Here is a 13,207-nt window from a genome sequence, read left to right on the forward strand (position 1 = left end):
AATAGGTTCTCATGGCAAAAAGTCGGTTATTTCGTTCAACCATGGTGGTCAGTAGTATGACCATGCTGTCTCGTATCTTAGGTCTGGTACGCGATGTCGTATTGTTAGGCGTCTTTGGCGCTGGTGGTCTGATGGATGCCTTTTTAGTCGCCTTCAAAATCCCAAACTTTTTGCGGCGTTTATTTGCAGAAGGTGCCTTTAGTCAAGCCTTTGTCCCTGTACTGTCCGAATACAAAGAAAAATATAGTTTGCAGCAGGTACAAATCTTAGTCAGTCGTACTTCAGGCGCTCTGTTGTTAATTTTGTCGATGCTTACTGTGGTTGTTATTTTAATGGCACCGTGGGTCGTGACTTTATTCGCGCCTGGTTTTGCGGATCAACCAGGTAAGTTTGCTATTACCGCTGAATTACTGCGTCTGACCTTTCCTTATTTGCTATTTATTTCTATGACCGCCTTTGCCAGTGGCATTTTACAAAGCTACGGACGCTTTGCTGCGCCTGCTTTTGCACCCGTGTTATTGAACCTATGTATGATTGGTGGCGCGCTAATTTTTGCCCCTATGTTCGATGTTCCTATCATGGCGCTAGGCTACGCGGTCGCTATCGCAGGATTGTTGCAATTCTTACTACAGCTACCGCAGCTATGGCAACAAAAGCTGCTGGTCGCACCCAAGATCGATTTTCAGCATGAAGGCGTTCGCCGTATTTTAAAACTCATGCTGCCTGCAATCTTTGGCGTCTCTGTCACTCAGATTAATCTGCTGCTCAATACCATTTTTGCGTCATTGATGATTGGCGGCTCGGTCTCTTGGCTGTATGCCGCAGAGCGTATGAGTGAGCTGCCGTTAGGACTGATTGGCGTGGCAATCGGTACAGTCATTTTGCCCAGTTTATCAAAAAGTGAGGCGCAAAAAGACGATGTTAGTTTTAAAAAAACCATCGATTGGGCGGCACGCTTAATCATTTTAGTCGGTGTTCCGGCATCAGCAGCGTTGTTTATACTTGCCGATGTACTGATGCAAGCACTGTTTTTGCGCGGTGAATTTACCTTACGCGATGCGCAGATGAGTTCGCTCGCATTACGTAGTATGGCTGGTGGTATTTTAGGCTTTATGCTTATTAAAATCTTTGCCCCTGCTTTTTTTGCCCGTCAAGATACCAGAACACCCGTAAAAATCGGTATCATTTCTGTCTTTGCTAACATGATTTTTAGTGTCATTTTCATCGGTATATTTTATTTCTTAGAGATTCCACTACATGGCGGCTTGGCCTTAGCAACCACGGGCGCGGCCTTTGTTAACGCCGGCTTATTATATTACTTCTTACATAAACGTGATATTTTCCGCTTTGGCAGCCATTGGAAAAAACTATTCACCCAGTTTGCGATTGCGACTAGCGCTATGATTGGCGTACTTTATGTCATGCTGCCTTATTTCCCTAGCGATGATGCTCAATGGCGACGTATCGCCGCTTTGCTCATTATGTGTGCCGTGGGAGCACTGGTTTATGGCGTGGTATTACTAGCCACTGGTTTCCGTCCTCGCCAGCTAAAGCATGGTTAAGCAGCTTCACTTACGAAACCAAAACAAGCTTAGTAAGAGAATGGATAGTGAATGATGCGGATAGTTGCCATAATTAGCCATTAACGAATAAATGAAATCTGAGGGCTAATAATGATAACCAAACGAGTAACCTTACTACGCTTACCAACCATACTGACCGCTGGTGTCCTTAGCACTGGACTGCTTTTAAGTGCTTGTAGCGATAACGATAAGACAGCTAATAGTGCCGAAGATACGGCAGCCATCGCTGAAGGCAGCTCTGATGAAAGCATTGATGCTGAAAACGATACTACTAATCAAACATTAGCTGTGGAAAGTGAGCAGGCGGCTGACAGTGGTAACGATGAAACGGCGATTGATAGTGATAATATCAACCCAGTCACTTCTGCGACCAAGAAAAAGAGCCTCGTAACCAATACGACCCAAGCTGGCACACCAGAAGATACTGTCAAACGAGCATTAGATGGCTTGTATTATGGCGAGGTAAAGGAAGCCGTTAAATATTATAAAGTAGATATGGCAAACTTCGAAGAAGAGCTGGCTAAAACCCAGTATGCCTTTCAGCAAACCGTCGATGGCGTCACTATCACCGATACTCAATACAACGATGATAAAACCCGTGCCACCATCATTGGGGAGCTGATGCTAAAAGGACAAAGTGCGCCTGCACCGTTGACTTATGAGCTGCAGAAGATAGAAGGTCAATGGAAGATCCTAGGATAAGACGCCTTTCTGTCCTCATTTAAAATCACTTTAGCTTAAGTTATTTTAGCTTAAGTCACTCGAACTTGAGCTATCTTATCTTCAATAATGTTATTTGATACCAATCTCTATTTGATACCAATCAAAATTTAATATTAATCTGACGACACTGGCTTGCCAAGCATCACAACATCAGCGATAAAGCCTTGCATATCACACACTTTTGGCATATATCCCCATTGCTCAAAACCAAGCTTACGGAACAATCCTAAGCTTGGCTGATTATGCGCAAAAATAAGTGCGATCACATTATGAATGCCTAGGCTTGGCGCTTGTGTCAACATCCAGCAGGTCAATAAGCTGCCCAATCCTTGACCGTGATAATCCTGATGCAAGTAGATACTAATCTCAGTGCTGATATGATAAGCCGGTCGTGCATATAAATCGCTAAAGCTGCCCCATGCAACGATTGCTGCTGTCTCTGTTTTCGCTGCATTCTGCGTGGTCTTATGCATCGCTTTTACCACATAAATAGGACGCGTCGGACTGTTTATATGCTCATCAAACCAATCTGCACGCTCTTCACAACTCACTGGGGTAAGATTGGCAGTGGCTTGCTTACCTGCAATAGTTTGATTGTAAATCGCCAAAATCTTTGACAAGTCATCTCTACTTGCACGCTGCACGACAAACTCATCAGTGAGATAGTGTTCTAATAAAACAGTTGATACAGCATTCAAGGCAGCAACGGACATAAGGTCTCCGTAATTATTAATTAATAGTCTATGAGTGATAATTGTTGCAAGATGATCCATCTATACAGAGGGTCATTACAAAAGTATGTGGACAAACATCACGGTATTTTAAGATGACAGAGCGGATAGCGCCATACTTTTATTGTCAGTAGACTATAGGATGTTAGTGTGGTCATTTTACTTTATAATGGCTGATTTTAAACACATTGATTTTGGTACGGGTGTGTTTTTTATCTGGTTTTATCTATCATAGCTGAAAATTTATGAACACCTATTTTCTTGAGCAACTGATTGCCTCACCAAGTAATTTGACTGCAAATACTAGCCCAGTAGATTTAGCGCCCTGTGTGCTTACTATCGGTAACTTCGATGGTGTCCATCTTGGTCATCAAGCGATGCTTGAACAAGTCCGTGATATTGCCCATGCACAAAATCTTGGTTCTGCTGTCATGATATTTGAGCCACAGCCTCGTGAATTTTTTGCGCCAGCCACCGCGCCTGCTCGCCTCACCAATCTCGCTGAAAAACAAGCTTTGTTAGCAGAATATGGCGTTGAGACCTTGATTGTGGCAGGATTTGATGCAGAGTTTCGATCGCTATCCGCCCAAGCATTTGCCGATCTTTTAGCCCTGCGCTTAAATGTCAAAGCGTTGGTGTTAGGTGATGACTTCAAATTTGGTCATGACCGTACTGGTGACAGTCAGTTTTTACGGAATTATGGCTTAGATGTGACCAACCTACATACCGTCATCGATGATAGTGGTAAAGCGGCACGTATCAGCTCTACTCGCGTTCGAGACTTACTATTGGCTGGTGATATTGACGCTGCTAATGCGCTACTTGGTCGCGATTATGCGATTACAGGAATGGTCGTTGGTGGCGATAAAATAGGTCGCACCATGGACTTTCCTACTGCGAATATTGACCTACAGCGTTTAAAACCTGCCCTGCATGGTATCTTTGCTGTTGATGTCGTCAGCCTCGACGAGGATGGGCAAGTGATTGCTGATGGCTTATCGGCACTTGCTATAGATGGCAAATCAGGTATCTCAGGATTACGTTCCAATAGCCTCTTTGGGACAGCCAATATCGGCACTAGACCCTCTGTCGATAAACAACATGATTGGCGTTTGGAAGTGCATTTCCCAGAATTAAATGCCGATTTATATGGATTGACTTTACAGGTTCGATTTTTGCGTTATTTACATGGTGAACGACATTATGATGGCTTAGAAGCATTAAAAACAGGCATCCATAATGATGTAAAAGCATTAATTGAGTGGCGAGAGCAGCAGTCCAGTTAGATTGCTAGTAAGCTTAAATGCAGGCGTCGATATTTATAATTTATAAAAAAACCCACAGCGTTTATAACGTTAGTGGGTTTTTATTTAATAATTCGTTTTTTAATAGTTCTTTTTTCTAAGCATCTGGATGCATACGTACGTTTAAGTCATCGATGACCTCTACCCATTCCGCATCTTTTTCCCATTCTTCTTGTAGAAAAGCACGTTGATTGTCTGTCCAAATGCTCGCTTCTATCAACTTCTCTTCTTTATCCAACTGATTCTTTTCAATAAAACTATCAATCGCTGCATCTGAGCTATCAAGTCCCAACTGTGCAAATAATTCATTCATATTGTATTCTGGTTCACCCAACATATTTCTCTCCTTAAATGGTACGAGTGTCTTTGTGTTTATTATCTAAATTGATACATTTATTGTAGCAAGCTTTATTTTAATAGCTGTTAATCAACGTGTATCTAACGTTATCAATTGTATTTTGATAGGCAGACAAGACACAAAAAAGCCCTCTACATTAGAGGGCTTTTTTAACTAAGAACGAGTAATGCAAAACACTAACTTATGGTAGTAAATGAGCGACCGCATCACGCTCTTCGCTAAGCTCTTGCTCAGTCGCTGCCATTTTCTCTTTAGAGAAATCTGATGACACATCAACGCCATCTACGATAGACCAGTCGCCGTTAGTACATGTGCATGGGAATGAGTAGATCAAGCCTTTTGCGATACCGTATTCGCCGTTTGAATAAACGCCCATTGATACCCAATCATTCTCATCAGTACCCAATGCCCACGTACGTACGTGTGCAATGGCCGCGTTGGCAGCAGAAGCGGCAGATGATGCACCGCGTGCTTTAATGATTGCAGCGCCACGTTGTTGTACTTCTGGGATATAAGTCGCTTCGTACCATTCGCGATCAACCAAATCCAACGCAGGCTTACCGTTGACAGTAGCAGCAGTCAGATCAGGATACTGCGTTGATGAATGGTTACCCCAGATGATCATTTTTTTCACGTCATTTACTGTGCTGTCAGTTTTGCCAGCCAACTGTGCCATGGCACGGTTGTGATCTAGACGAGTCATCGCAGTGAAGTTACGTGGATCAAGATCTGGTGCATTACGCTGAGCGATAAGGGCGTTGGTGTTGGCAGGGTTACCGACAACCAATACTTTTACGTCACGGCTTGCAACGTCATTCAGCGCTTTACCTTGTGCTGAGAAAATCGCAGCGTTGGCTTCTAGCAAATCTTTACGTTCCATACCTGGACCACGAGGACGTGAACCGACTAGCAGAGCATAGTCAACATCTTTGAATGCAACGGTCGCATCATCAGTCTGCACAACACCTGCTAATAAAGGGAATGCACAATCTTCTAATTCCATGACCACACCCTTTAGGGCGTCAAGTGCTGGAGCGATTTCAAGCAATTGCAAAATAACTGGCTGATCTTTACCTAGCATCTCGCCAGATGCAATACGAAATAACATAGCATAGCTGATATTACCAGCTGCACCAGTGACGGCAACACGTAAAGGCTGTTTCATTGACATTGAATACTCCCTAATTATAGATTAGATAATTCATGATTCTGATTGATGGTTCTAATTGATGACTATCGTTGTAAATAGCGACTTACCTACTGAATATAGCAGTCATAAACCGAGAGCTAGTGTAGCACTTCGTTCAGCAAATCGTCTAGAGACAATAAGACGCCGACCACCGATTATATTGTTACATTTTATACGGGAGGATTTTTATACCTACTGTAAACCTATATGGATACAGCGCTAGAAAGCAATCAAAGGCAGCTGATAACAGCATTGAGAAGCGTTACATACAGTGATATAACACTTAAGATAAGCGAATATTATTAGGGCGTGTCCTCAATTCAAACAATAAACATTTAAATGGGCTAAAAAACTATTTTCCACCCGAAATGACAAACTTACTGCCACAATTATTCACAACATTATGACATGTGCCAAATTCGCTCCCTTCATAACAAATATGGATATCCGTCAATGTTGATTGACGACGACTACCCGCTTGGCAAATCAGATCAATACTGTTTGAGGACATACCGCTATTGAGTTGAGTCATTTGACTTATAAATCGAGATTTAGAAACCGTATAGCTATTACCTGTATTAAGCTCATTAGGCAGCTTTAATGCGCCAGCGTAATTGGTAATCTGGCGAAAATAACTACTGGCACTGAGTGGACTACATGCCCCATAACGCTGCCAAGCTTGGCTACGTACTGTCGTATCAGGCATGATACGGTTGACGACTTTTAACTGTAACGGTGTCAACCGTGGCTCACTACCACGTCCGCAGCGCTCACCATAGCCCATATCTAAACCTGATACTGTCAACGAATAACCTTCCAAGCATTGACGCATACGGGCACGCGTCGGCTGTATGCTACACAATGCTGGCGTCATCTCAATCATCAACACACGCTGTCCGTTCTTAACAGCGCTCGCGGCATGTACCGGCATCATCATAATGCCTTGCAACATCACTAATGCACCGATACTTAGCATCGTATTTAGTTTATCCATAGATGTATTGGTTATCGAGCTTGATTGGTTTAAATCTGGCGTTAGATTAGATGGCGAGCGCACCTGCATCTGCTGAATAGATGACTGATGCCTAACTTTGGATAACAGGGACAGATTGAAATATTTTTTGATCATAGGGGCTGAAGGCATCTAGCAATGATAAAAACATGGGCTATCGTTTAGCTCATAGTGTTCGACGTATGAACACTGATAAAACTAAGAATAGAGCTAACAAAAATGTGTGCAATGTGGGCGTCGATTGATAAGCACTTATTATAAGCACGTATAAAAGACACTAATTGATGTAATGGTAGCAAAACGTTTTTTTTAATCTATAGCAGAAACGTAAACATAAGCTAATGATAGCATCAATAGTACAAAAATATCGCAACGTTAGCATGTCATCATCAGCGAGGTTGGGCGTCGAATTAGACATCGCGTCAAGACAAAACTAGCTTTAATTGCACGATCAAAAGTGACATAAAGTGACATGAAAAAACCATTAATGATTGCTCACGAATGGTTTTTTTGGTTTATACATTAGGGCGTGTCTTCATTTCAAAAATGGTGATAAAAATGAGATAAATTGCCGTCAAACAAGGAAAATAGTGCAGATAATATCGGGATATTAACCAGCTATTTGACGATGTTTGGCAAGATTTAGCCATTTTTAGCCCATTTAGAGGACTATCGAGTGAATTGAAGACACGCCCTAGCATTTTAGAGCGCGGCAGGTATCGTGCCCATGCGCTGGCTAATAGGCTGACTACGACCTAATAGACTGCTATAAATGGTGGCATTTTCCATCACGTGCTTAACGTAATTACGGGTTTCAGGAAAGGCAATCGACTCGACGTACTGGTCGGCTGCGAGCGAACCATATACTGGTTGCCAACGCTTGGCATTGTTCGGTCCCGCATTATAACCAGCCGTTGCCAACACAGGTTGACGGTTTAATTTACCGAAAATATCACCCATATACCATGTGCCGTAACGAATATTGGTATCGCCACTATTGGCACGGCTGGCGCTATAGGTCTCACCTAAGTTACGAGCAATATATTTCGCCGTATCAGGCATGACTTGCATCAGTCCACTAGCCCCAACGTTTGAGCGTGCTGATGCAACAAAACGACTTTCTTGACGCATAATGCCATAAGCCCAAGCAGGATCGATACCAGCAGACTGACTATAACGTACGACTGCATCTTGATGCGGCATCGGATGTGATAACGCTAAGCTGTCTACTCTATCAGTATTATCAACGGCATAAATTGCTCGGTCGAGCCAGCCCATATCATAGGCTTGACGAGCAGCGGCAATAATCAAGTTATCATCACGCTTGTCGCGCGCTTGCTTTACCGCCCAGTTCCATTCACGATTGGCATAGGCACGGCTGGCGTCAGCATTATATAGAGCAAAAGCACGCGCAAAGTTGGCATCTTGCATGACACGTGCGCGATCAGCGGTACTGATATTTGGTAAGTTATTACCACCCAAACGACTGGCATCAAAGCGCTGACCCACTTTATCCTTTGCCATTAAGCCATAATAGTCATTATTTTTTGCCAAGTTTTGATACATTTTTTTAGCAGTATTACGCTTGTTAGCATCGCTTGATTGCTCGTAAGCGCGAGCCAGCCAATATTGCCACTGATCACTTTTTTGAGTTTCAGCCTCCATTTTTGAGATGGCTTCGACCACATCATCCCAGCGGCTAAAACGAATCGCTGCCATGGCATAATCTTCGGCTTCTTCAAAATTAAAATCTTCGTCTAGACTATTGCGGAACCAGTCAACCGCCTCAGCATTAAAACCATCATCCGTATTATGATTCATACGTTGCACCCCAAGGATGCGATACGCATAGCGACGAGTCTCGGCATTCAACAATTTAACTGAACGCTGATTGTCTTGCTTAACATCGAAATCTAACTGTAATGCAGCTTCGCGGTAAGACTTGTCAGCAACGCGTCCCATGGCATATAGATATAGGTATTGATTGTTTTGACTGGCAGGCTCTCGACTAAAACGGCTAAAAAAAGCAGACGGATTCAGTTGAATCTCACTCAATGCTGAATAAACAATGGGCGTTCCTAAACGTGATGACAATGCCATAATGTCACCCGTTTTGCCTTTACGTAGCATACGCTTGAGTCGCGCCGCGCGATCCTGATTGCTAATCAGCGCGTTATTATTCATCTCCATCGCGAGCTGGTCACACAAGGCTGGCTGCTTTTTGGTCGTCAGCCAAACCTCAGACTTGGCTGCCATAGCCCGCATAGTATCGCCACCATTATTGAAACCAAGCGCAACCGCACAGCGCTCACTGGCATCCGCATTGGTAATTAAATTCGCAACTTGGCGTACTGAGGCGTAATCATTGGAGCCTGCTTTAGTCTCAGCAAAATCCGCCACCAGCTTTACTGCCATTACCGTATTTGGATATTGACGCACAAACTGTGACACTGCCGCCGAACTTTGCGAATTAAGATCTAAATTCATCCGCCAATAAGTTGGATACATGGCAAACAAACCGCCGCTCATTGCTTGCTCATAATTGTATAAGGCACTGACATCACCGCGTTCTGCCGCAATTGCCGCTGCTGTAAATGAGCTCACACCATTGTCCGACTGATAGCCACTGTTTTGTTGATAGCTGCCTTCTTGCTGATAACTGTCCTCTTCGCCCCACGTCAGCTCAGCACAAGCCACCTGTGACAATCCTAGCGCACTCATTGCTGTCACCAAACTTAACGCACTGACTCGTAGCGTCCTTGCTTTCATTCGTTTTGCATCTTCATTTTGCTTAATAGATTCTCTATCCTTGATGCTATGAGCAACCTGCGGCTTTGTCATACTGACTCTCTTTGTAATGTGTCCAAATGATTTGGCTAAATAATATGTTTAGAATAACAATGCCAAAACGGCGTAAATCGCGATTTAATCAATCGCGCTAATATGGTCGAATTCATCATACTATACTCGTTGCACTTTCAACCATCACCTTTACCTTTTGTTAATAAATACGATAGCACGGTGTAACATAGAAGTGATAGCAAGCCATAATTTTTGCCAAACGCGTTACTAGTAGCAGTAAACAATTGATACTGTTATAAATAATTGATCATAACGACCAACAATTGACCCTGCTATTTTTCACATTGTCATAGGGTTGTGATAAAATACGCCACCTGTTAATCACCTATCATGCTATATTTTTAGTCAATCATGGACTTATCCTTATGAGTGTTACTGTATTTAATCCCCGCATCGATGACGCTGCTGTCGCTGAAACAACCGCTACTGCGCCTGCTGTCACTGCACTCAAAGAATCAAGTTCAGCCCAAGCACCTGTCAAAACAGCGACTAAGAAAGTCTTTGTTACCACGCAGGGCTGTCAGATGAATGTCTATGATTCTGGCAAAATGCTGGACGTGCTCGGTGATTCACACGGTATGGAAGTGACTCATGATATTGACGAAGCTGATGTATTGCTGATGAATACTTGCTCTATCCGAGAAAAAGCGCAAGAAAAGGTATTTTCAGAATTGGGTCGCTGGCGCAAACTAAAAGAAAAACGCCCTGACCTCGTCATTGGTGTCGGTGGTTGCGTGGCCTCTCAAGAAGGCGATAACATTCAAAAGCGCGCGCCTTACGTCGATATGGTATTTGGCCCACAGACACTACACCGTTTGCCAGAGCTGTATGATCAATCACATGAGCAGCGTGAGATTGCACCAAAAAATCGCATCGGCACAGTTGACGTATCCTTCCCAAGTATTGAAAAATTCGACTTTTTACCTGAGCCAAGAGTAGAAGGGTTTAAAGCGTTTGTCTCTATCATGGAAGGCTGTTCAAAGTATTGCTCATTTTGCGTCGTTCCTTATACCCGCGGTGAAGAATTATCGCGTCCACTCGATGATGTCTTGGCAGAGATTGATAGCTTAGCAGCGCAAGGCGTACGTGAAATCAATCTGTTGGGCCAAAACGTCAACGGCTATCGCGGTGAAAAAGACGATGGCAGCATTTGCCGTTTCGCTGAGCTGTTGCACTATGTCTCGCATGTCGATGGTGTCGAGCGTATTCGCTATACGACCAGCCATCCGCTAGAGTTCACTGATGACATCATTGATGCCTATGCACAATTGCCAGAGCTGGTATCACACTTGCACTTGCCTGTTCAAAGCGGCTCAAACGCTATCTTGGCAGCGATGAAGCGCAATCACACGATTGATGTCTATATCAATCAAATTAATAAGCTTAAAGCCATTCGCCCTGATATTCACTTGTCGAGTGACTTTATCATTGGCTTCCCTGGCGAGACTGATCAAGATTTCCAAGATACCTTAAATCTAGCAAAAGAATTAAATTTCGATCACTCCTACAGCTTTATTTACTCTAAACGTCCGGGCACGCCAGCCGCTGAGTTGCCAGATGACGTGAGTTTCAAAACTAAAAAAGAACGCTTGGCTGAATTTCAAAAAGTCATCATTGACTCAACGCTTGCCAAAACCCACGAGATGGTCGGAACCACGACTCGTGTGTTGGTGGAACAAGTTGCCAACCGCCATCCTGATTGCTTAATCGGCACAGCGGATAACACTCGTACGGTCATGTTCCCTTATGACGAAGACAAAATGGATGAGATGTTGGGTAAACTCGTGAGCGTACGTATTACTGATTTCGTCAGCCCGCACATGGTAAAAGGTGAGCTAATCGAAGTATTGGCGTAACTGTTAATTTTTAAGTCTGAGTAAAAATAAGAAAAAGCCGTTCACTATAAATAGTGAGCGGCTTTTTTTATTGATAAAGTGCGTTAGTTTTATCAAGCTCTCAAAGAGAGTGCAAACGATACTTAACTTTCGAAATGATTGCTATAAGGGCATATTAAGATATTGACTTATGAACACAATAAAAGTGCTATACACAAAAAGCTTCATTAAGATCTCGTTAATATACTCCTCATTATCTTTCAATGCCATTGGTTCTAACCCATAAGCTTGAAAACCAAAATTTTTATAGAAATTAATAGCAGGCTTATTATCATCAGCTACAGTAAGTAAAATTTGTTCCACATATTTTTTACTATACTCCATAACTTCCCTAAGCAATTGACTTGCTATGCCTTTTTCTCGGAATTCAGGTTCAATGAATACACTAGATAGATACGCTTTATGAGAAAACTTTATTCCAGTCTCTTGTGTGAAGGTGGCTAAACCTATGATTTTATTTTTATGATAGGCGCCAAATACAGTTGAACTTGATAAGCAATTTTCAAAAAAAATTGGTGGTTTTGCTACTTCTGCTACATATGTAGACCCAAATATTCTTGGAGATTTTTCTAGAGCTGAAAGTCTGATAGTTCTGAAATCGTTAAGCTCATTAACACTTAAAATTTTTATCTCAATATTTAACATACGATCATCTGCCCAATCATAAAATACCTAATAGATCAAACTAAGCTACCTGTCTCAGTGTGCAGGGTGAATTACTTTTGTCAAGCTCACGTAGAAAGCGCCGATAAAACGTAACCCATTAGATTCGTTTTTTAAACCACAAAACCATTTATTACTTCAACCAATAAAGCGGCTGCAATAATGATAAATATAACGCCGCAACCACGATTTAGCCACGCTAAACGATTGCCAACATCGAGCCAACTTGCCAGCTTTGTACCACCCAAGGTATAAACGATTTGCCAAATTGTTTCACTTAAAAACAACCCTATCGTTAATAAAACATATTGCGGCCATAACGGCGCACTAAAATTGATAAATTTGGGGAAGAAAGCGGCAAAAAATAAGATGGCTTTGGGGTTAGATAGCGATACCCATACACCTGTACGAAATAGGGTCGTATTACTTGGAAAAACTTTGACTGCCGCGCTAGAGAGCGAACGTGGCTGCGGTGTATTAGCCGTATCTTCACTACCAGAAACAGTATATTCAGCTGCGACTTCTTCACTCATTTCGCGAGCGTCTTTCATTAAGCTGCCATCGCCTGCATCGCGCCAAGAGCTAATACCCAGATAGATTAAATAAGCCGCACCCACTGCTTTAATGACTGTCAACAACCAAGGCGACTGGCGACTAATCACATCGAGTCCAAGTAGTGTCGATAGCAGCAAAATAAACAACCCAAGGCTCAGTCCTGCCAGCGTCCACAATGTGCGCTTTACGCCATAGTTCATGCCATACTGAAACGCGAGCAGCATATTGGGACCTGGGGTCGCTGAAATAAAAAACGTACTTGCAAAGAATACTGCAAACAGATGCCAAGACATCGACCAACCCCTACTTTGTTATTTATAAAAATTTATCGT

Annotated in this window: 11 protein-coding genes; 4 read left to right on the forward strand and 7 right to left on the reverse strand. The window is 42.8% G+C overall.

Annotation, left to right across the window (positions count from 1 at the left end):
• Nucleotides 1-11: 11 nt before the first annotated feature.
• Complete coding sequence (gene murJ, locus JMV76_RS09085; protein WP_201502455.1) at nucleotides 12-1,562, forward strand: murein biosynthesis integral membrane protein MurJ; 1,551 nt, start codon at nucleotides 12-14, stop codon at nucleotides 1,560-1,562.
• A 111-nt stretch (nucleotides 1,563-1,673) separates the two neighbouring features.
• Nucleotides 1,674-2,285 carry a hypothetical protein gene (locus JMV76_RS09090; RefSeq protein ID WP_201502456.1) on the forward strand — a complete coding sequence of 204 codons (612 nt, stop codon included), beginning with the start codon at nucleotides 1,674-1,676 and terminating at the stop codon, nucleotides 2,283-2,285.
• A gap of 134 nt (nucleotides 2,286-2,419) precedes the next feature.
• Here JMV76_RS09090 and JMV76_RS09095 read toward each other — a convergent pair whose 3' ends face one another.
• The gene (locus JMV76_RS09095) at nucleotides 2,420-3,019 is read right to left on the reverse strand and encodes a GNAT family N-acetyltransferase (protein WP_201502457.1); all 600 of its coding nucleotides are present in this window, start codon (nucleotides 3,017-3,019) and stop codon (nucleotides 2,420-2,422) included.
• A 263-nt stretch (nucleotides 3,020-3,282) separates the two neighbouring features.
• Here JMV76_RS09095 and ribF point away from each other — a divergent pair, with 263 nt between their 5' ends.
• Nucleotides 3,283-4,323, forward strand: a complete 1,041-nt coding sequence (ribF, locus tag JMV76_RS09100; protein WP_201502458.1) for a riboflavin biosynthesis protein RibF — start codon at nucleotides 3,283-3,285, stop codon at nucleotides 4,321-4,323.
• A gap of 115 nt (nucleotides 4,324-4,438) precedes the next feature.
• On the opposite strand, the gene JMV76_RS09105 is transcribed toward ribF, so the two are convergent.
• From JMV76_RS09105 to JMV76_RS09120, 4 genes are all read right to left on the reverse strand, one after another.
• The gene (locus JMV76_RS09105) at nucleotides 4,439-4,678 is read right to left on the reverse strand and encodes a DUF2789 domain-containing protein (protein ID WP_201502459.1); all 240 of its coding nucleotides are present in this window, start codon (nucleotides 4,676-4,678) and stop codon (nucleotides 4,439-4,441) included.
• 202 nt (nucleotides 4,679-4,880) lie between these two features.
• The gene (locus JMV76_RS09110; protein WP_201502460.1) at nucleotides 4,881-5,870 is read right to left on the reverse strand and encodes a malate dehydrogenase; all 990 of its coding nucleotides are present in this window, start codon (nucleotides 5,868-5,870) and stop codon (nucleotides 4,881-4,883) included.
• 370 nt (nucleotides 5,871-6,240) lie between these two features.
• Nucleotides 6,241-6,882, reverse strand: a complete 642-nt coding sequence (locus JMV76_RS09115; protein ID WP_201502461.1) for a ribonuclease T2 — start codon at nucleotides 6,880-6,882, stop codon at nucleotides 6,241-6,243.
• Between the two features lie 720 nt (nucleotides 6,883-7,602).
• Nucleotides 7,603-9,741: a lytic transglycosylase domain-containing protein gene (locus JMV76_RS09120; RefSeq protein WP_201502462.1), complete on the reverse strand. Its 2,139-nt coding sequence runs from the start codon at nucleotides 9,739-9,741 to the stop codon at nucleotides 7,603-7,605.
• A gap of 386 nt (nucleotides 9,742-10,127) precedes the next feature.
• Here JMV76_RS09120 and miaB point away from each other — a divergent pair, with 386 nt between their 5' ends.
• Nucleotides 10,128-11,618 carry a tRNA (N6-isopentenyl adenosine(37)-C2)-methylthiotransferase MiaB gene (miaB, locus tag JMV76_RS09125; protein ID WP_201502463.1) on the forward strand — a complete coding sequence of 497 codons (1,491 nt, stop codon included), beginning with the start codon at nucleotides 10,128-10,130 and terminating at the stop codon, nucleotides 11,616-11,618.
• A 141-nt stretch (nucleotides 11,619-11,759) separates the two neighbouring features.
• Here the strand turns inward: miaB and JMV76_RS09130 are convergent, their stop codons facing one another.
• A complete protein-coding gene (locus tag JMV76_RS09130) occupies nucleotides 11,760-12,302 on the reverse strand; it encodes a GNAT family N-acetyltransferase (protein WP_201502464.1) in 543 nt (180 codons plus the stop codon).
• Nucleotides 12,303-12,433: 131 nt separating this feature from the next.
• Nucleotides 12,434-13,168 (reverse strand): LysE family translocator, encoded by a 735-nt coding sequence (locus JMV76_RS09135; protein WP_201502465.1) that lies wholly within the window; start codon nucleotides 13,166-13,168, stop codon nucleotides 12,434-12,436.
• Between the last annotated feature and the right edge of the window lie 39 nt (nucleotides 13,169-13,207).

Source organism: Psychrobacter cibarius (assembly GCF_904845955.1).
Lineage (GTDB): Bacteria > Pseudomonadota > Gammaproteobacteria > Pseudomonadales > Moraxellaceae > Psychrobacter > Psychrobacter cibarius_B.